The organism is Actinosynnema sp. NPDC059335, from assembly GCF_042752395.1.
Lineage (GTDB): Bacteria > Actinomycetota > Actinomycetes > Mycobacteriales > Pseudonocardiaceae > Actinosynnema.
The window spans coordinates 17,883-36,684 of the sequence record NZ_JBHYXZ010000009.1; the positions used below are offsets into that span (position 1 = coordinate 17,883).

Annotated in this window: 16 protein-coding genes; 5 read left to right on the forward strand and 11 right to left on the reverse strand. The window is 73.9% G+C overall.

Going from position 1 to position 18,802, the window contains the following annotated elements:
* Positions 1–147: 147 nt before the first annotated feature.
* Both ACFXGA_RS04600 and ACFXGA_RS04605 read right to left on the reverse strand, forming a co-directional pair.
* Positions 148–2,172 (reverse strand): glycosyltransferase, encoded by a 2,025-nt coding sequence (locus tag ACFXGA_RS04600; protein WP_378084360.1) that lies wholly within the window; start codon positions 2,170–2,172, stop codon positions 148–150.
* Positions 2,169–2,795 (reverse strand): DUF998 domain-containing protein, encoded by a 627-nt coding sequence (locus tag ACFXGA_RS04605; protein ID WP_378084361.1) that lies wholly within the window; start codon positions 2,793–2,795, stop codon positions 2,169–2,171. The genes ACFXGA_RS04600 and ACFXGA_RS04605 overlap by 4 nt, the downstream gene beginning before the upstream one ends.
* 137 nt (positions 2,796–2,932) lie before the next feature.
* Between ACFXGA_RS04605 and ACFXGA_RS04610 the strand changes: the two genes are divergently transcribed.
* The 3 genes from ACFXGA_RS04610 to ACFXGA_RS04620 all read left to right on the forward strand — a co-directional run bounded on the left by ACFXGA_RS04610 (position 2,933) and on the right by ACFXGA_RS04620 (position 5,659).
* On the forward strand, positions 2,933–3,871 hold the full coding sequence (locus ACFXGA_RS04610; RefSeq protein WP_378084363.1) for an ABC transporter ATP-binding protein: 939 nt from the start codon (positions 2,933–2,935) through the stop codon (positions 3,869–3,871).
* A gap of 68 nt (positions 3,872–3,939) precedes the next feature.
* Positions 3,940–4,659, forward strand: coding sequence for an ABC transporter permease (locus ACFXGA_RS04615; RefSeq protein WP_378084464.1), 720 nt, complete (start codon positions 3,940–3,942; stop codon positions 4,657–4,659).
* Positions 4,660–4,705: 46 nt separating this feature from the next.
* Entirely contained in the window at positions 4,706–5,659 is a 954-nt protein-coding gene (locus tag ACFXGA_RS04620) for a heme A synthase (protein WP_378084364.1), read from the forward strand.
* Here ACFXGA_RS04620 and ACFXGA_RS04625 read toward each other — a convergent pair.
* From ACFXGA_RS04625 to ACFXGA_RS04640, 4 genes are all read right to left on the reverse strand, one after another.
* A complete protein-coding gene (locus tag ACFXGA_RS04625) occupies positions 5,596–6,060 on the reverse strand; it encodes a GbsR/MarR family transcriptional regulator (RefSeq protein ID WP_378084366.1) in 465 nt (154 codons plus the stop codon). The two genes, ACFXGA_RS04620 and ACFXGA_RS04625, sit on opposite strands and share 64 nt — an antisense overlap.
* Positions 6,061–6,262: 202 nt before the next feature.
* Entirely contained in the window at positions 6,263–6,790 is a 528-nt protein-coding gene (locus ACFXGA_RS04630) for a DUF742 domain-containing protein (protein WP_378084367.1), read from the reverse strand.
* Positions 6,791–6,797: 7 nt separating this feature from the next.
* Positions 6,798–7,241: a roadblock/LC7 domain-containing protein gene (locus ACFXGA_RS04635; protein ID WP_378084369.1), complete on the reverse strand. Its 444-nt coding sequence runs from the start codon at positions 7,239–7,241 to the stop codon at positions 6,798–6,800.
* Positions 7,238–9,943 carry a nitrate- and nitrite sensing domain-containing protein gene (locus ACFXGA_RS04640; protein WP_378084370.1) on the reverse strand — a complete coding sequence of 902 codons (2,706 nt, stop codon included), beginning with the start codon at positions 9,941–9,943 and terminating at the stop codon, positions 7,238–7,240. Before ACFXGA_RS04640 ends, ACFXGA_RS04635 begins: the two co-directional genes overlap by 4 nt.
* Before the next feature lie 335 nt (positions 9,944–10,278).
* On the opposite strand from ACFXGA_RS04640, the gene ACFXGA_RS04645 reads away from it, so the two are divergent.
* Positions 10,279–10,695, forward strand: coding sequence for a DUF485 domain-containing protein (locus ACFXGA_RS04645; RefSeq protein ID WP_378084372.1), 417 nt, complete (start codon positions 10,279–10,281; stop codon positions 10,693–10,695).
* Positions 10,695–12,269: a cation acetate symporter gene (locus tag ACFXGA_RS04650; protein WP_378084373.1), complete on the forward strand. Its 1,575-nt coding sequence runs from the start codon at positions 10,695–10,697 to the stop codon at positions 12,267–12,269. The genes ACFXGA_RS04645 and ACFXGA_RS04650 overlap by 1 nt, the downstream gene beginning before the upstream one ends.
* A 108-nt stretch (positions 12,270–12,377) precedes the next feature.
* On the opposite strand, the gene ACFXGA_RS04655 is transcribed toward ACFXGA_RS04650, so the two are convergent.
* The 5 genes from ACFXGA_RS04655 to ACFXGA_RS04675 form a co-directional block, all read right to left on the reverse strand.
* The gene (locus ACFXGA_RS04655; protein WP_378084375.1) at positions 12,378–13,229 is read right to left on the reverse strand and encodes a RimK family alpha-L-glutamate ligase; all 852 of its coding nucleotides are present in this window, start codon (positions 13,227–13,229) and stop codon (positions 12,378–12,380) included.
* Complete coding sequence (locus ACFXGA_RS04660) at positions 13,226–13,513, reverse strand: hypothetical protein (RefSeq protein ID WP_378084377.1); 288 nt, start codon at positions 13,511–13,513, stop codon at positions 13,226–13,228. Before ACFXGA_RS04660 ends, ACFXGA_RS04655 begins: the two co-directional genes overlap by 4 nt.
* Positions 13,514–13,572: 59 nt before the next feature.
* A complete protein-coding gene (locus tag ACFXGA_RS04665; RefSeq protein WP_378084378.1) occupies positions 13,573–16,149 on the reverse strand; it encodes an AAA family ATPase in 2,577 nt (858 codons plus the stop codon).
* A gap of 173 nt (positions 16,150–16,322) precedes the next feature.
* Positions 16,323–17,567, reverse strand: a complete 1,245-nt coding sequence (locus ACFXGA_RS04670) for a cytochrome P450 (protein ID WP_378084380.1) — start codon at positions 17,565–17,567, stop codon at positions 16,323–16,325.
* Positions 17,564–18,802, reverse strand: coding sequence for a cytochrome P450 (locus ACFXGA_RS04675; RefSeq protein WP_378084382.1), 1,239 nt, complete (start codon positions 18,800–18,802; stop codon positions 17,564–17,566). The genes ACFXGA_RS04670 and ACFXGA_RS04675 overlap by 4 nt, the downstream gene beginning before the upstream one ends.

Consider the following 18,802-nt stretch of genomic DNA (forward strand, 5'->3'; position numbering starts at 1 on the left):
TTCGGAACGCGCGTGTCCTACGTTCGGGACAGGCGAGTTGAGCGTTCGGAACGGCCCTTGCCTCGGTGGGCGCGTTCCGAGTGTTCAACTCACGCGTTCCGAACGTAGGACACACGCGTTCTCAACGTAGGACTCGCGCGTCCGGGGTCAGGCGGCCAGGGCCGGGGCGCGGTGGACGGGAGGCAGGCCCAGGGCGCGGGCGTAGAGGGACTCGAAGGTCTCCAGGGTGGTGTCGATGGCGTGGGCGGCGATCAGGTCGCTGCTCGCCGCGCCCATCCGGGCGGTCACGGCCGGGTCCGCGGTCACGGCGTGCAGCCGGTCGGCCAGGCCGCGTACGTCACCCGGCGTGAACAGCCAGCCGTTGCGGCCCGGCGCGCACAGGTGCGGCAACGCCATGGCGTCCGCGACCACCACCGGCTTGCCCGCCGCCATCGCCTCCATCGTCGCCAGGCTCTGCAGCTCCGCGATGCCCGGCATGCAGAACACGTCCGCGCCGGCGTAGGCGTCCAGCAGCTCCTCCTCGCCCACGAACCCCCGGAACGTCACCCGATCGGTGATCCCCAGGTCGCGCGCCAGCAGCTCCCACTCCGCCCGGCACGACCCGTCGCCCACGATCTCCGCGTGCAGCCGCGGCACCAGCGCCAACGCCCGCAGCAGCTCGTCCACCCGCTTCTCCTCGTCCAGCCGGCCCACGAACAGCACGGTCGGCGCGTCGGTCCGCCGCACGGGACGCCGCGACCGGTACCGGTCGATGTCGATACCGCACGACACCGGCACCGCGCGGGCCGGGAACCCGTTGTCGTGCAGCAGCCGCACGGCCCGCGGCGTCGGCGCGGTCACCACGTCGGCCTGCCCGAACACCCGCGTCAGGTCCCGCCACGCCCACCGCGACGCCACGCCCTGCAACCACGCCGGCACGCGGGCGTGCCCGAACAGGTTCTCCGGCATGAAGTGGTTGGTCGCCACGGTCGGGATGCCCAGCGCCGCCGCCCGCCCCAGCACGTGCCGGCCCACCACGAAGTGCGCCTGCACGTGCACCAGATCCGGCCGCAGCCCCTCCAGCAGCACGTCGACGTCCCGGCGCACCTGCCACGGCAGCCCGATGCGGAACGTGCGGTGGAACGGCGTGCGGTGCGAGCGCAGCCGGTGCACGGTGATCCCGTCGGCGCGTTCGGTGCGGGCCGCGCCGTCCGGCGACACGCAGATCACGTGCACGTCGTGGCCGCGGCCGGCGAGGCCGGTGGCGAGGCGGTGGGCGAACCGGGCCGCGCCGTTGACGTCCGGCGGGAACGTCTCCGCGGCGATGACGATCCGCATGGCGCGTCCGTTGGTCACTGTCGTCTCCGATCTGGTGGGCACTGCGGGAAGGGTTCGGGTGCGGGCCAGCGCGACGACACCGCCGATGGCGATCACGGCGCACACCACCTGGGCGGCGCCGACGAGCGGGCTGGTCCGGTTCGCCTCGCCGAGCAGTCCCGCGCCGATGCCGACGGCGACGAGCGGGTCCACGACGGTGAGGCAGGCGACCGCCACGTGCGGCGGTCCACTGGCGTAGGCGTGCTGGATGAACCAGCCGCCGACGAGGAGGGAGGCGGCGATGCCCGCCGCCGACAACGCGGTCGCCCACGTCAGGCCGCCCTGCTGGACGTCCTGCGACACCGACCGCATGAGCACGGAGACGAAGCCGTAGGCGACACCGCCCGCCGCGCCGAAGCCCAGGGCGCGGACCGCCGGGCGGGTGGACAGCACCCCGACCAGGCCGGGGACCGCGATCAGGCCGAGCGCCAGCAGCGCGGCCCGCACCTCGGCCTCCGGCACGACCGCGGTGGACGTGGCGCTGCCCGCGGCCAGGAGCACGAACGCCCCCACGCCGAACGTGGTCCACGCGACCGCGGGCAGCTCACGGCGGCGGCCGTCGAGGACCGCGGTGATGCCGATGGCCACCACGCCGACCGGCTGCACCACGCTCAACGGCGCCATCCCCAACGCCGCCGCGTGCACGCCGGCGCCGAGGACGAGCAGCAGCAGGCCCACCAGCCACCGCGGCCTGCGCAGCAGCTCCAGGACCCGCAACGCGCCCTCGCTCGCCCGCACGGCGTCGTGCTGCAGGCGTGCGGCGAAGGCGAAGAACACGGCCCCGAGGACCGCGAGCACCACGGCGAGCCAGGTCACGACGCCTCCTCCCGCCGCAGGACGGCCGACGCCAACGCGAACAGCAGGCCGTAGAGCACGGCGAACAAAACGCGTTCGAAAAGGCCGAGCAGCACCGCGCCGTCACCCGGGTACACCACCGAGACGTGACTGAGCATGAATGCCACGGACGTGATGCCCGCGGCCACCGAAAAACGACGCACGGTGGGACTCGGCAGGAACGTCCGGTGAATCAGCCAACCGGCCAGCGGCAGGCTCGCGAACATCACCGCGCCCGCGTACCGGTGCACCGCGCCGGAGAACGACGTGGGCGCGCCGGTCGGGTCGGTCGGGAACACCGTCGCCACCGCGAGGCCCGCCGACCACAGCCCCAGCAGCACCGCCACCGGCCCCCGCCTGGGCAAACCCGCGCGGACCAGGGCGACCAGCAGGCCGATCGACGCCGCCGCGAGCGTCAGCGACGTGAGCGCGAGCAGCCCCGCGCCGTGGTCCACGAAGATGTAATCGCTGACCGTGTGGGCGACCGGGCTCAGCTCCCCGGCCGAGGCCACGTGCAGGTAAACAATCGGGAACAGCGACAGGACGAACCCCGTCACCGTCCACGGCAACACCGCCGTGCGCCTATTCCCCCGGATCTCCACCACGAGGGAAATCCTGTCCCGGAATGGCGCGCGAACATATCGGGAACACCCCCGAGTCGACCCTGATGCCACCCGGAGAACCGCAGGGGGGCTGACCCCACCACCGGGGTGGGGCGGGCCACGCCCTAGGCTTCCGCGTCGTGAGCCCGCACCCCCAGCACCCTGCCGTGGAGGTGTCGGGGCTGGTCAAGCGCTACGGCTCCACCGTCGCGGTGAACGGACTCGACCTGACCCTCGACACCGGCACGGTCCTCGCGCTGCTCGGCCCCAACGGCGCCGGCAAGACGACCACGGTCGAGGTGTGCGAGGGGTTCCGGTCCGCCGACGGCGGCGAGGTCCGCGTCCTCGGGCTCGACCCGAAGCGCGACGGCGACGCGCTGCGCCCCCGCATCGGCGTGATGCCGCAGGGCGGCGGCGGGTACCCCGGCGTGCGGGCCGACGAGATGCTGCGCCTCGTGGCCGCCTGCGCCGCGAACCCCCTCGACCCCGCGTGGCTGCTGGACGTGCTGGGCCTGTCGTCGTCGGTGCGCACCCCGTACAAGCGGCTGTCCGGCGGCCAGCAGCAACGCCTTTCGCTGGCGTGCGCGCTCGTCGGACGCCCCGAGCTGGTGTTCCTCGACGAACCGACCGCCGGCATGGACCCCCAGGCCCGCCGCCTGGTGTGGGAGCTGGTGTCGGCGCTGCGCGCGGACGGCGTCAGCGTGCTGCTCACCACCCACCTCATGGACGAGGCCGAGGCGCTGGCCGACCACGTCGTCATCGTGGACGCGGGCCGCGTCGTCGCCCAGGGCAGCCCCGCCGAGCTGACCGAGCACCACGCCGACGACCGGCAACTGCGCTTCCGCGCCCGCCCCGGCCTGGACCTCACGCTGCTGCGCGACGCCCTGCCGGAAGGGCTGGACGTGCGCGAAGCCGGCCGAGGCAACTACGTCGTGCACGGCCGGATCGACCCCCAGGTGCTCTCCACCGTCACGTCGTGGTGCGCGCAGCAGGGCGTGCTGGCCGAGGAGCTGACCGTGGCCAGGCGCAGCCTGGAGGACGTGTTCCTGGAGCTGACCGGCAGGGAGCTGCGCTCGTGACCGAACCCACCGGCCGCTTCGCCCCCGGCACGTTCACGCCCGCGCCCGGCCGCGGCCGGCTCGGCCGGATGCTGCTCGCCCAGGCCCGCACCGAGACCGTGCTCACCCTGCGCAACGGCGAGCAGATCCTGCTCACCGTGCTCATCCCGGTCGCGCTGCTGGTCGCGATGAGCCTCATGGACGTCATCCCGGTGCCGGAACCGCGCGTCGGCTCGGCCACCGCGCGCATCCTCGCGCTGGCCGTGATCTCGTCCGCGTTCACCGGCCAGGCGATCGCGCTCGGGTTCGACCGCCGCTACGGCGTGCTCAAGCGCCTCGCCGCGACCGCGCTCCCCCGGTGGCTGCTCGTCACCGGACGGGTCGTCGCCGCCCTGGCCGTGGTCGCCGTGCAGGTCGTGATCATCGCGGCGGTCGCGCTGCTGCTCGGCTGGCGGCTGCCGCCGGTCGGCGGCGTGCTGTGGGCGGTCGCGCTGATCGTGCTGGGCACCCTGTCGTTCGGCGCGCTGGGCGTCCTGCTCGGCGGCGCGCTGCGGGCGGAGATCGTGCTCGCGCTGGCCAACATCGTGTGGTTCGTGCTGCTGCTCATCGGCGGTGTCGCACTCGGCGTGGAGACGCTGCCCGCCGCCCTGGCCGCCGTCGTGGACGCCCTGCCGTCCGCCGCGCTCGCGCTCGCCCTGCACGACGCGGTGGTCGAGGGCGGCGCGCCGGAGCCGCGGCACCTCGTCGTGCTGGTGGTGTGGGGCGTGGTCGCGGGCGCGCTGGCGGTCAAGACCACCAGGCTCGCCTGACACCCCCGGGCGGCGCTTCTCAGCCGGTGGTACCTACCATCGGACCGTGTCCGCCCCATCCTGGTTCACCACGTTCCTCCGCACGTTCCAGCGCGCGTTCGCCATCGCCGTCGTGATCGCCCAAGGCGGCATCGCGGTCACCGGGTCGATCGTGCGGGTGACCGGATCGGGGCTCGGCTGCCCCACCTGGCCCCAGTGCTTCGAGGGCAGCCTCGTGCCCGTCGAGCACCCCGAGGTGGCGTCGCTGCACCAGTGGGTCGAGTTCGGCAACCGCACCCTCACCGGCGTGGTCGGCGTCATCGCGGGCCTGTGCGTGCTGGCGGCGTGGTTCAACCGGCCGCGCCGCAAGCGGGTCGTGGTGCTCGCGCTGGTGCAGTTCGGCGGGGTCGTGCTGCAGGCCGTGATCGGCGGGTTCACCGTGCTCACCGGCCTGCTGTGGTGGACGGTCAGCGTGCACTTCCTGGTGTCCATGGTGCTGGTGTGGTTCGCCGTGCTGCTGGTCGCCGCGCTCGGCGAGGGCGACGAGCCCGCCCGGCCGCGCGTGCCCAGGCCGCTGATGGCGTTGCAGGTCGTGCAGGCCGTGGTGCTGGGGCTGCTGCTGCTGGCGGGCACGTTCGTCACCGCCGCCGGACCGCACGCGGGCGACGCGGCCACGCCGCGCCTGGACGTGCCGGTGGACACCCTGTCCCAGCTGCACGCCGACCTGCTGTTCCTGTTCCTGGGCATGCTCATCGCGCTGGGCTTCGCGTTGCGCGGCCACCCCGTGCCGCGGCGGCCGTACACCGCGCTGGTCGCCGTGGTGCTCGCGCAGGGCGCGCTGGGCATGGTCCAGTACTGGACCGGCGTGCCCGAGGTGCTGGTCTCGCTGCACGTGCTGGGCGCGGGCGCGGTCGTCGTGGCCACCGCCGCCCTGTGGGTCTCGACCCGGGAACGGCCTCACCGCGTGGACGAGGGCCTGCGCTCCCACACCGCGGGCAGCTCCGTCGCCAGCCACGTGTAGACCTCGTCCACGGTGCGCAGCCGCATCGCGCGTTCCGGGTCGCCGCTCATCAGCCGCATCCCGGCCTCGGTCAGCTCGCGCACGCTCACCAGGGCGTCCAGCTTGCGCTGGACCAGGTCCACCCACCGCTTCTCGTCGATCCGGTACTGCGCCGCCTGCCGCCCGCGCCGGGTGCGCTTGGTCACCAGGCCCGCGTTGACCAGGAACTTCAGGTTCGTGCTGATCGAGCCGCTGCTGGCCTCCAGCTCCTGCGACAGCTCGGCCGCGGTCCGTTCCGTCGGCTGGCACACCAGCAGGTAGCCGAGGATCCGGCCGCCGATCAGCGGGATGCCCTCCTCGGCGAAGTGGGCGGCGAACCGCTCGACCCACGCCGACAGCCGCGTTTCCCGTCCGACGCTCATGCGCCCCCCTGTAGCTCCACGGCCGACGATTCGGTCGACACTGAAGGCACAATAGGTCGTGTGCTGATCATCACGCAAAGGTGGCGCGCGTCCCGAGCGTTGAATTCAGGGGTCCTGAACGTAGGACACTCGTGACGCGAACGTAGGACTCACGCGTTCCGAACGTAGGACACACGCGTTCTGGAGGTAGGACACGCGGGGGTCAGAGGCGGCGCAGGCCGGCGAGGACGCGTTCCATCAGGCCCAGGTCGGGTTGCTCGCCGTCGGTGGACGCGGTGCGGTGCACGTCGATCAGGCCGCGTTCGGCCATGTCGCCGAGCAGCACCTTGGCCACCCCTAGCGGCAGGCGCAGCAGGGCGGCGATCTCCGCGACCGACCGGGGCCGGGCGACCAGCGCGATGACCTCGTGGTACTCGGCCTTCAGGGCTCCCGGGTAGTCCCAGTCCACCGCCGACACCAGCGTCTCGATCTCCAGCTGGAACGACGACGTGGTGCGGCCGCCCGTCCACGAGTAGGCGCGCACGATCGACGCCGCTTCCTCGCGCGGGTACTCGAAGGCGTCGTCCTCGTCGTCGAAGACCGGGCGGTGGGGCTTGGTGTCGCCGGTCGCGGCGGGTTCCTCGGGCTTCGGCTTCCCCTGCTTGCGACGTCGGGAGGAGTCGAGGCTGAACCCGTTGAGCAGGGCGGCGAACGTCTCGTCCGACGCCCTGGGCTCGTCGTTCCGGTCCATGACCACCTCACGCAGACGGGCGGGCCATCATCCGCTTCGCGCCGTGGAGCTGGGCGCGCAGCTCGGGTGTCAGGAGCTGGCCGACCTGGTCCACGACCACGGTCATCTCGTAGGCGACCTGGCCGACGTCGGCGTCCGGCGCGGCGAGGACGGCCAGGCACGAGCCGTCCCGGATCGACATGAGCAGCATGATCCCGTACTGCATCTCGATCACCGACCGCAGCACGCCGCCCCCGTCGAAGCAGCGGGCCGCCGACTCGGTCAGGCTGGCCACGCCCGCCGCGATCGCGGCGAGCTGGTCGGCCCGGTCGTCGGGCAGCCCGTTCGACGCGGTCAGCAGCAGGCCGTCGACCGAGATCACCACCGCGTGGGCCACGCCCGGCACGCGATCGACGAAGTTGCTCACCAGCCAGCCGAACTGGTCGACCTGTCGCGACTTCTGCGTGCTCATCCGTTCTCCTGCCCCGCTCGGTTCTCACCGGATCCCCGCACACCTTGCCGGATCCCCGTCTGGTAGCTGGCGAGGAAACCGCGTGTCGCCTGCGGATCCCTCCGGACGGGTGCCACCGCGTCGGGTGCGCTCGGCCGTTCGGCCACCAGGTTGGTCCGCGGCCGCCTCTTGGGCAGCTCCGCCGGAATGTCGTTCACGGGCTGGTCGTTCACGGGCGCCTCCCCGCGCGCGTGGGTGTCCGCGGCGCGGTGCCGCGCCGGTTCCGCCGGGCCCGACGGCACGGGACCGCCGCCGAACCAGGTCGAGGCCGTCCGCCGCGGCGCGGCCCCGGGCTGCGGGGGCGACGCGGGCGACGCGGGCGACGCGGTGTCCGGGGTGTCGACGGTCCGGCCCCGGAACGGGGTCCAGCCGTCCTCCTTCAGCGGCACGGCCGGCGGCAGCGGGGGCTGCGGCGACACGGGTCGCGGCTGGGCGGCGCGCGGCAGGACGGGCTGCGGTCCGGTCGAGGGCGACCCCGTCGGGCGCGGCACGACCGGCTGCGGCCCGGTGGACGGCGCGCCCGCCGGACGCGGCACCACCGAGGGGGACCCGGTCGGACCGGGCAGCACCGGCTGCGGGCCGGTCGACGGCGACCCGGCCGAGCGCGGCACGAGCGGCTGCGGGCCCGTGGACGGCAGCGCGGGCTGCGGGCCCGTGGCGCGCGGCAGGGCGGGTTGGGGGCCGGTGGACGGCGAAGGCGAGGGGATGGCCGGGGCGGGCGTGGGGCGGACCGGGGCGGTCGCGCGGACGAGGTCCGCGGGCAGCGCCACGACCGCGCGCAGCCCTTCGCCCTGCTCGCGCAGCTCCACCTCGATGCCGTGCCGCCCGGCGAGCCGGCCCACCACGTACAGGCCGAGCTGGCGGGACACGGTCAGCTCGCCGGAGTCCTCCGACGCGGCCAGCGCGATCCGGCGGTTGGCCTGCGCCAGGTCCTCCTCCGACATGCCGACGCCCGCGTCGACCACGTCCACGAGCACGCCGCCGCCCGCCCGGTGCCGGCCGCCGACGACGACCTGCGTGCGCGGCGGCGAGAACGTGGTGGCGTTGTCCAGCAGCTCGGCGACCAGCCGGACCAGGTCGCCCGCGGCGTAGCCGACGACCTCCACCGACGGGGTGGTCTGCACGACGACCCGCTGGTACTGCTCGATCTCGGACGCGGCGGCGCGCAGCACGTCGCCCAGCGGCACGGGGCGGGTGAAGCGGCGGGCCACGTCGCTGCCGGAGAGCACCATCAGGTTCTCGTTGTTGCGGCGCATCCGGGTGGCGAGGTTGTCCAGCTTGAACAGGTTCGCGAGCTGCTCGGGGTTCTCCTCCTGCCGCTCCAGCTCCTCCATGAGCTTGAGCTGCCGCTCCACCAGGCCCTGGCTGCGGCGGGACAGGTTGATGAACGCGTTGCGCATGCTGGTGCGCAGGTCGGCCTGCTCGGCCGCGGAGGAGACGGCCTGCCGGTGCACCGCGTCGAACGCGCGGGCCAGCTGGCCCAGCTCCTCCCTGGTCTGCACCGGCACGGGGGCCACGGTCACGTCGTGCGCCGCGCCCTCCCGCAACTGCGCCACGAGCGTGGGCAGGCGGTGCTCGGCGACGTCCAGCGCGGCGGTCCGCAGGGTGCGCAGCGAGCGCAGCAGGTGGCTGCCGACGACGAAGCCGATGCCGCCGGCGAGGAACATCGAGGCGAGCAGGATGACCGACGCCGCGCCCGCCCGGTCGCTGGTGGTGTCCTGCAACCGGCCCGCGGCGGCGGTGAGCTGGCCCTCCAGCGACCGCAGCACCACGCCGAGCTGCTTGAGCGTGCTCTCCGAGCCGCTGTTCCACGCGTCGGCCTTGACCAGCAGCTCGACCGCGCCGGAGTTGACGCGGACCTGCTGGAACAGGCTGTTGCGCAGGTCCACCTCCTGGCCGGAGACGGTGCTGCGGTAGTCGGCCTGCTGCTGCGGCGTGGCGACCGCGGAGAAGTCGGCCAGCTTGTCCTGCTGGCGGGTGTAGGACTGCTCCAGCGCGGTGACCTCGTTGTCGGTCAGCCGGCCGCGGCTGATGCCGGCCAGCACCGTGGCGTGCTGCCAGGACACCTGCTCGCCCGCCATGGCGAGGTTGTGCAGCGCGGTCGCGGTGCCGGACAGGGCCGGGTCGCCGAAGTCGCCGACCATGGCCTGGTCGAAGTCGAGCAGGGCGCGCACCACCACCGTGTAACCGCCGATGGAGCCTTCCAGGTCCACGCTGCCCGATTTCACGCGTTCGCGGAGCTGGGGCAGGCCGTCGAGCTGGACGACGACGTCGCGGAACCGGGCGTTGGCGACCTCGCCGAGGGTCGTGGTGCGCTCCATCAGGTTCCGCACGCCGGCCGCGGCGTTGTCGGTGGCGCGCGTCAGGTCGTGGAACTCGCGCTCCGGCACGCCCGCGTCCTCGGCGCGCTGCGCCGACATGGCGCGTTCCGCCTGCACGGACGCGATCAAGGGGTCGATGCCGGCACGCAGCGTCACCATGCGCTGCATCGCGGCGTAGGTGTCGGCGCTCTTGACGTACCCGCGGATCTGCACCACGCCGGTGACGACCGCGACCAGCACGGGCACCGCCAGCACGGCGGCGACCTTCACCGGCAGGCGCCAATTCCGCCAGTCGGCGACGGCACTCCACCACTGCCCGCGCGCGTTGTTGTCGCCAGTCACCTGAGAAGCCCCGGGAAAGTCCGTAGTTGTTTCAAAGTTGAACGACGCCGACGCTGTATTGACCGACGAGCGTGGATGTTGCTGCGCGGATAGTAGGTGGTCAACAGGCCGGGGACAACGACCTTGCGGTGGGTCCCCATCCGATCGGCGCAGCGTGACGACGCTGCGTGCGCCCGCCCCCCGGTTGAGACGCTCCGATGCCTCCGGTCGTGCAGTCGTGACCCGACCGATGGCGTCATGTCGTTGACTGGCGGCGGAGCGCGGTTACGCTGAGCGCTCGCCGCCGGCCCGCGTGCGGAGCGTGCGCGGCGAGGCCAAATCCCCGTGGAGGATTGATGACGAAGGCGATCCTGCCTCCGACGGATTCCCGACCCGCCCGCGGCGGGCGCGGCTTCGCCACTTTCGACGACCCCGGCTCACCCCTGTTGGTCGACGAAGCGGGCGACCCGGACTTCGTGGCGCTCCAGCAGAGCGCCGATTTCCGCGAGTTGCGCAAGCGCATCGCGGTGTTCGTGCTGCCCGCCACGTGCGGGTTCCTGCTCTGGTACCTCGGTTATGTCGCGTTGTCGGCGTACGCGCCCGAGTTCATGGGCACGGCGGTGTGGGGCGTGATCAACGTCGGCCTGCTGTTCGGGCTGCTCCAGTTCGTCACGACGATCGCGCTGACCCTGGCGTACGCGCGCTACGCGCGGCGCCGGCTCGACCCGCAGGTCGACGCGGTCCGCTCGCTCACCGCGGAGGACCGGGCCTGATGGGCGGCAACACCGCGATCAACCTCGGCGTGTTCGCCGTCTTCGTGTTGATCACCCTCTACATCGTGTACCGGGCGGGCACCCGCAACGCGACCGCGTCGGACTACTACGCCGCGGGCAGCAGCTTCACCGGACCGCAGAACGGCATCGCGCTGTCGGGTGACTTCCTGTCCGCCGCGTCGTTCCTCGGCATCTCCGGCAGCATCGCGGTCAACGGCTACGACGGCTTCCTGTACTCGATCGGCTGGGTGGTGTCCTGGCTGCTCGGCCTGATGATCATCTCGGAGCGGCTGCGCAACACCGGCCGGTTCACCCTCGGCGACGTGCTGGCCTTCCGGATGCGGCAGCGCCCGGTGCGCGCCGCGGCGGCCAACGTGACGCTGGTGATCTCGCTGTTCTACATGATCGCGCAGATGGCGGGCGCGGGCGCGCTGATGGCGTTGCTGCTCGACGTGCACAGCAAGGTCGGCCAGTCGGTGATCATCGCCGTGGTGGGCATCGTCATGGTGCTGTACGTGCTGGTCGGCGGCATGAAGGGCACCACGTGGGTGCAGATCATCAAGGCCGTCTTCCTGATCATGTGCGTGACCCTGATGACGGTGTTCCTGCTGGGCAAGTTCGGGTTCAGCCTGTCGGCGATCCTGGAGACGGCGTCGCGCAACACGCCGCTGGGCCCGCAGGTGCTGGAGCCGGGCGTGCGGTACGGCGCGACCCCGACGAGCCGGCTCGACTTCCTCTCGCTGGCGCTGGCGCTGGTGCTCGGCACCGCGTCGCTGCCGCACGTGCTGATGCGGTTCTACACCGTGCCGAACGCCCGCGAGGCGCGCCGCTCGGTGGTGTGGGCGACGTGGATGATGGCCGTGTTCTACCTGTGCACGCTGGTCATCGGGTTCGGCGCGCTCGCGCTGGTCGGCTCGAAGGACATCACCTCGGCCCCCGGCGGCGAGAACTCCGCCGCGCCGCTGCTGGCCTACGAGATCGGCGGCTCGGTGCTGCTGGGCGTGGTGAGCGCGGTGGCGTTCGCGACGATCCTCGCGGTGGTGGCCGGGCTGACGTTGACGGCGTCGGCGTCGTTCGCGCACGACGTGTACGCGAACGTGATCAAGCACGGGCAGGCCGACCCCGCCTCGGAGGTCCGGGTCGCCCGGCTGACCGCGGTCGTCGTGGGCCTGCTGGCGATCGTCGGCGGCATCGCGGCGAACGGGCAGAACGTGGCGTTCCTGGTGGCGCTCGCGTTCGCGCTGGCCGCGTCGGCGAACCTGTCGACGATCATCTACTCGATGTTCTGGAAGCGGTTCAACACGCCGGGCACGCTGTGGGCGATCTACGGCGGGCTCGGGTCGTGCGTCATCCTGTTGATCTTCTCCCCCGCCGTGTCGGGCGCGAAGTCCTCGATGTTCCCGGACGTCGACTTCGCGTGGTTCCCGCTGAGCAACCCGGGCCTGGTGTCGATCCCGTTCTCGTTCCTGTGCGGCTACCTGGGCACGGTGCTGAGCAAGGAGAAGGCCGACCCGGCCCGGCAGGCCGAGATGGAGGTCCGCTCGCTGACCGGCCTCGGCTCCGGCCTGCGGTGAGGCCCGCGCCGGACGCCGGGGCACCCGACGCTCCCGACCTGCGGTAACGACGGCGGACGCCGGAGCACCCGGTGCTCCGGCGTCCGGCCTGTCGGGGTTCTCGGCGGGTCAGCGCCGGGCGAGGGCGGCGCGGACGGCGGAGGCGAAGCGGAGCGGAGCGGTGGCGTCGGTCTGGCGGAAGCCCAGCGACGGCTCGACCAGTTCCAGTTCCAGCAGCAGCGGGGCGCGGTCGGGGCCCGGGATCAGGTCCACCCGCGCGTAGAGCAGGTCGGCGCGGCGCAGGCCGGTCAGCTCGGCGGCGGCGTCCATCACGTCCTCGGCGACCCGGCGCTGCGCGGGCGACGGCGTCGCGCCGGACAGCCGTTCCAGCAGGTACAGGCCGGACTCGTCGTACTCGGCGTCCGGCGTGAGCATCGCGCCCTTGGTGAACGCGTGCGAGTACTGCCCGCCGAGGAACACCATCGCGGTCTCGCCGACCGAGTCCACGTGCGACTGGTACGGCTGCACGAGCGCGGGCACGCCCAGCGCGGCCAGGTGCGCGGCCGCGGCCGCGTGGTCGCCGGGGGCGACGCGCAGCGCGCCCCGGGACCCCGCGCCGACGGTCGGCTTCACCACGAACTCGCCGTCCGGCCAGTCGGTGAAGCCCGGACCGGCCACGGCCGTCGGCACGACCGGCACGCCCGCCGCCGCCAGGTCCACCAGGTAGGTCTTGTCGGTGTTCCACCGCACCACCGACGCCGGGTTCACCAGCGCGGGCTCGGTGTCGCACCAGGCCAGGAACTCCGGCAGCCGCTCGGTGTAGTCCCACGTGGACCGCAGCACGACCAGGTCGGCCCGCACCGGCGTGCCCCACGCCGCCCACGACGCCTCCACGCCGACGTCGGCGAGGGCGTCGACCAGGGCGTCGTCGTCGCCGTCGCCCGCGGGCAGCGACTCGCACGTGGCGAAGAGGACCTTCACCGGCCGGCCATCTTCCGGCGGTGCGCCGGGCCGATCTTCACCGCCGCGGTCGTGTCGCGGTCCCACTCGTGGCGCTCCAGGTCCGGGACCGCCTCGACCACGGCCTCGGCCGACGCCACGTCGGGCAGCACCACGTCGCCCATCGCCCCGTCGTCACCGACCAGCACGACCCGCGCGCCCGCGCGCCCGACGTTCTCCACGACGGCGCGGGAAGGCTTGCCGTGCGCGGCCACGAACGCGGTCGCCGTCTTCACCGCGCGCCCGATCCTCTTGTCCTCTGCCACGTCGGCCAGACTAGAACCTGTCGGTAACCTGCGCGCACGTGACGGCACTCACGACGTCGTCAGAGGGTCTCGACGGCGGCCCGGGCGTAGAGGCCGGTGGCCAGCTCGGTGCGCCGGTTCACCTTCAGCTTGCGGTAGGCCCGGGTGAGGTGCTGCTCCACCGTGGACACGGTGATGAACAGCTTGTTCGCGATCTGCCGGTTGCTGTAGCCCCAGGACGCGAGCGTCGCCACCCGGGCTTCCGCGTCGCTCAGCGCGCCGCCGGGCGGCAGCTCCGCGACGGCCGGGGCGACGGGCTGCTCCGGGGCGGTCGTCGCGCCGACCGTGCGGCCCGGTTCGGCGGCGCCGCACTGCTTGGCGATCAGCCCCGCGCTGCGCAGCGCCATCCGCGCCTGGCTGAAGCTGCCCAGCTCGTGGTAGGCCCAGCCGAGGTCGGACAGCGCGGTGGCCAGCTCCAGCCGGTCGCCCGTGCTCTGCAACGCCTCGACCGCGCCGCTGAGCAGGGCCACCCGGCGGTTCGGCTCGGTGGTGGCGGCGATGATCCGGGTGGACACGGCGATGAGCCGGGCGTTGTCCACCTCGCACAGGTCGCTCTGCTCCTTGGCGAGCCGGCGGGCCCGCTCCGCGTTGCCCAGGCGCAGCCACGTCTGGGCGGCGTCGGTGCGCCACGGCGACAGCGCCGGGACGTCCGCGTCCCACTTCCGCATCAGGTCGCCGACCGCGTGGAAGTCGTCCAGGGCGGCCCGGTAGCGGCCGGTGGCGTGGTAGTAGAGGCCGCGGGCGCGCATGTGGTGCAGCCCGATGCCGGTGTCGGCCATGGCGTCGGGCACCGGGGTGCCGAGCCGGTCCAGGGCGTCCTCCACCCGCCCGGCGGCCAGGTGCACGCGGACGAGCGTGCCGACGGGCAGGCCGATGACCACGCCCCAGCCCTCGGGGGGCAACGTGTCCAGCGCCAGCCGCCCGTACCGCTCGGCGACGTCCAGCTCGCCGCGGCGCAGCGCGATCTCGGCGCGCATCGCGGCCAGCAGGGCGTGCCAGGTCGGCGCGCGACGGCCGGAGACCTCCGCGAGCAGGCGGCGGCACCACGCCTCGGCGTCCGCGGGCCGCTCGCCCGCGATCTGCGCGGTCAACGCGCCGAGGGTGTGCATCAGCGTGTGCTCCTCCAGCCGGGAGGTCTGGAGCACGCGTTCGGCGCGGGCGAGGCTCTTGGCGTCGAACCCGCCGTGGGGCAGCAGCCCGGTCAGGGCCAGCATGCACGCGCGACCGCCGGTGGGCCGGGCCTCGGGCAGCTCGGCGGACCGCCCGAACCACGCCAGCATCTGGACGACCAGGTCCACCTGCCGGTCGTCGAGCAGGCCGGCGCGGGTGGCCGCGGTCAGCTCGTCGAGGTGGGCCGCGGCCGCCGCCGGGTCCACGCGCCACTGCACCCGGGCGACCATGGCCGTGGTCGTGGCGCGGCGCCGCTCGTCGCCGCCGGACTGGCGGGCCAGCCACAGGCAGGCGCGGGCGTGGTCGGGGTCGTCCTCGGCGAGCGCCTGCTCGGCGGCCTCGTGCAGGACGGGCAGCAGCGCCGCGTCCACGGCCTCGCCGGCGCGCACGAGCTGCCGGGCCACGGTCGCGGCGTTGGAGCCCTCGGTGCGCAGCAGCAGCGCCGCGCGTCGGTGCAGCCGGGTGCGCTCGGCCGGGGCCAGGGCCTCCAGCACGGCCGCGGCGGCGGCCGGGTGGCGGAACCAGCCGCCGGCCAGGACGCCGCACTCCTCCAGCGCGGCCAGCGCCCGGCTCACCGACTCCGGCTCCGCCTCCACGAGCTTGGACAGCAGCAGCGCGGGGCGCGGTTCGGCGAGCACGGCCAGGCCGCAGGCGGCGGCGAGCAGGGTGTCGCACGCGGCCAGGCAGCTCAGCAGCGCGTGCCGGAACGCCGCGCCCGCCTCGGGGGCGGCGCGGTCGGGGGTGTCCCGGTTGTCCTCGGCCAGGGCCCGCACCAGCGCCGGGTTGCCGCCGGTGAGGTCGTGGCACCGCTCGGCAAGGCCGCGGCCGCGCGGACCGAGGTGGCCGGTCAGCAGCGCCGTGACGCCGTCCCGCGACAGCGGGTCCAGGCGCAGGCGGCGGCAGACCGGGTGGCGCGGCAGGCCGGCGGGCAGCGGGCGCTCGCCGGTGCCGTCGCCGAGCACGACCAGCACGCCCCGGCGGGCCCGGCGCACGACCGACGACAGCACCTCCAGCGACGGCCCGTCGCTGTCGTGCGCGTCGTCCACCGCCATCACCACGGGCTCGTCGGACCGCTCGACCAGGTCGAGCACGGCCATGCACAGGTCGTGGTGGACCACGGGCGGCACCGGGTCGCCGCCCGCCGCGTCGCGCAGCAGCCGCGCCACGTGCCCGGCCTGGTCGGCGGGCAGCCGCGCGCCGCGCAGGAGCTGGTCGAGCACCCCGAACGGCACGGCCCGCTCGGCGGGCGCGCCCGAGGCCGACAGGACCACCGAGCCGCGCGCGGCCTCCTCGGTGAACGCGGCGAGCAGCTCGGTCTTGCCGGTCGCCACCGGCCCGCCGACCACCGCCATGCGCCCCTTGCCGTCACGGCTCTCGGTCAGCAGCGCGCGTAACTCGGACAAGTGCGATTCCCGTTCGAACAGCATCGAGAGGTCCCCCAGACCAACTCATCGCGCACACCGACCCGAACCGACCGACCGGACTCCCCCCGAGCGGCGTCGTCGCCGTGTTCCCCCGGTCAGATCTACCACGATTCCACCGCACAGGTCACATCGTGGTGCCGAACATCCTCCCGCTCGTCCGACGTGGGAAAACGGGGTCAGCGCACGGGCGTCAGCCGCACCGGCAGCTCCCCGATGACGCGCATGAACGTGCCCGGCCAGCGCTCCGGGCCCCGGCCGCCGCGCTCGATCCGGTATCGGATCAGGGCCTCCAGGCCGACCCGCACGACCAGCCGCGCGATCGGCGCGGCCACGCAGAAGTGGATGCCCTGGCCGAAGGCGAGCGTGCGGCCGGGCGGGCGGGTCAGGTCGAGCGTGTCGGGGCGGTCGAACGCGCGGGGGTCGCGGTTCGCCGCGCCGAGCACCACCACGACGTGCTGACCGGCGGGCAGCGGTGTGCCGGCGATGTCGGCGTCCTGCACCGTCATGCGGGTGGTGACCTGGAGCATCGGGTCGTAGCGCAGCAGCTCCTCCGCCGCGTCGGCGACGCGGTCGGGATGGTCGCGCAGCCAGGCGAGCTGGTCGGGGTGGTCGAGCAGGTTGTGCACCGCGCTGCACAGCGCCGCCGTGGTCGTGCTGAAGCCCGCCGCCAGCAGGTTGAGCAGCAGCAGCGCCAGTTCCCAGGACGAGAGGCGGTCGCCCGCCTGCTCGGCGCGCACCAGGTCGGAGACCAGGTCGTCGCCGGGGTCGCGGCGGCGTTCCTCGGCCATCTCCAGACCCGCCTCGATGAACAGGTCGCGGGCGATCGTGCGGCCCGCCTTCTGCTCGTCGGTCAGCGTGAAGCCGGGGTCCAGGCCGCGGGCGCTGTCCTTGACGCTCGCGAAGAACAGCGGGTGGTACCGCTCCGGGATGTCCATCAGCCGGGAGAGCACGAGCGCGGGCAGCGGCGCGGCGAACGCGGCGCGGAGGTCGAACTCGCCGCCGTCGGAGCCGGCCGCCGCGTCGCGCAGCAGGGTGCGGGCGTGCTCCTCGGCGTGCGGGCGCAGCCGGTCGACCACGCGCGCGGTGAACGCCCGGCCGGCCAGGGCGCGGACGCGGGTGTGGTCCGGCGGGTCCAGGAACATGACCGGCCTGCCGCTGCCGCCGTCCACCGGGTCGGCCACGAACTGGTCGGCGATCATCGGGTGCTCGCCGATGCCGAACCGGGGGTCCCGCAGCACGGCCGCGGCCTCCTCGAACCCGAACACCGCGACCGAGTCCGCGGACGTGCGGCACCAGCCGCCGTGCGCGTCCTGCAGCTCGCGGTACCGGGGGTAGGGGTCGCGGTGGAAGTCGGGGTCGAAGACGTCGAACGGCAGCAGCCGCGCCGCCGTCTCCCTGCTGTAGGCGGTGAGGTCGGTCATCGGGCGTTCTCCTCCGTGACGCTGACGGGCACGTCGAGCAGCACCGTGTGCTTGTTGTTGGGTCCGTGCACGACCGGCCCGGACAGGCTCAGCTCCGCGACGCGGTCGAGCAGGGCGGTCAGCAGCAGCCGCAGCTGGAGCCGGCCGAACCCGTCGCCCGAGCAGCGGTGCGTGCCCCAGCCGAACGCCATGTGCGGGTTGGGGTCGCGGCGGATGTCGAACACGTCGGGGTCGGCGAACACCTCGGGGTCGCGGTTCGCGGCCGGCCACCACAGCGCGACCTTGTCGCCGGCGCGGATGCGCGTGCCGCGCACGACGACGTCCCGGGTGGCGGTGCGCCGGTTGTACGGGTTGGCGGGCGCCCAGCGCAGCACCTCCTCCACCGCGCCGTCCAGCAACGACCGGTCCCGCTTGAGCAGCGCCCACTGGTCGGGGTGCTCGGCGAACGCCTGGACCGCGGCGGCGAGGGTGTTGCGCGGCTGCTCGTAGCCGGACACGAACAGCACGGCCGCGTGCTGTTCGCGCTCGGCCTCCGACAGGGGCTCGTCGCCGGGGATCCCGCCCAGGGCCAGCAGCGTGCCCAGGTCCGCGGCGGGTTCCTTGTCCACCAGGAACTTGCGGAAGTAGTCGCGCACGGCGGCGAACGTGGCCCGCGACTCGTCGGTGGCGCGCCCGGTGCGCCGGTCGGTGAACCCGAGGACCGCCCTGACCCAGCCCAGCAGCAGGGGCCGGTCGGCCTCGGGCACGCCCAGCAGCGCCGTGACGGCCTCCAGCGCGAACGGCTCGGCGATGCCGGTCACGACCTCGACGCCGCCCGCGCGCACCGCCCGGTCGACCAGCTCCTCGGCCAGGGCGCGCAGGCGCGGTTCCAGGGCGCGGCCGGTGAGGACCGGGTGCAGCGCCCGCTTGATGTGCGCGTGGCGCGGGTCGTCCATGGCGAACAGGACGACCCCGGCGAGCATCCCGATCGGCATGTCCTCCAGGTGCGTGCCGCCGCCCGCGCGGGGACCTCCGCCCCGGGAGGAGAACGCGGGGTCGGCCGCCGCGGCGGCGATGTCGGCGTGCCGGGTCAGCACCCAGAAGCCGTCGTCGCGCGAGTCGCCGTGCGGGTGGAAGAACACGGGCGCTTCCTCGCGCAGCCGCGCGAACAGCCCGTACGGCACGCCGTCGGCGAAGTTGTCGTGGTCGGTGAGGTCGATCCCGCCGAGCACGGCGGGCAGGGGTTCGGTCGTCAT

Bases quoted from the DNA above. Each gene is read 5' to 3' on its own strand.
- ACFXGA_RS04670 (WP_378084380.1), bottom strand. From the start codon at position 17,567: ATGACCGACCTCACCGCCTACAGCAGGGAGACGGCGGCGCGGCTGCTG.
- ACFXGA_RS04665 (WP_378084378.1), bottom strand. From the start codon at position 16,149: ATGCTGTTCGAACGGGAATCGCACTTGTCCGAGTTACGCGCGCTGCTG.
- ACFXGA_RS04645 (WP_378084372.1), top strand. From the start codon at position 10,279: ATGACGAAGGCGATCCTGCCTCCGACGGATTCCCGACCCGCCCGCGGC.
- ACFXGA_RS04635 (WP_378084369.1), bottom strand. From the start codon at position 7,241: ATGAGCACGCAGAAGTCGCGACAGGTCGACCAGTTCGGCTGGCTGGTG.
- ACFXGA_RS04630 (WP_378084367.1), bottom strand. From the start codon at position 6,790: ATGGACCGGAACGACGAGCCCAGGGCGTCGGACGAGACGTTCGCCGCC.
- ACFXGA_RS04625 (WP_378084366.1), bottom strand. From the start codon at position 6,060: ATGAGCGTCGGACGGGAAACGCGGCTGTCGGCGTGGGTCGAGCGGTTC.
- ACFXGA_RS04675 (WP_378084382.1), bottom strand. From the start codon at position 18,802: ATGACGACCGAACCCCTGCCCGCCGTGCTCGGCGGGATCGACCTCACC.
- ACFXGA_RS04650 (WP_378084373.1), top strand. From the start codon at position 10,695: ATGGGCGGCAACACCGCGATCAACCTCGGCGTGTTCGCCGTCTTCGTG.
- ACFXGA_RS04615 (WP_378084464.1), top strand. From the start codon at position 3,940: ATGCTGCTCGCCCAGGCCCGCACCGAGACCGTGCTCACCCTGCGCAAC.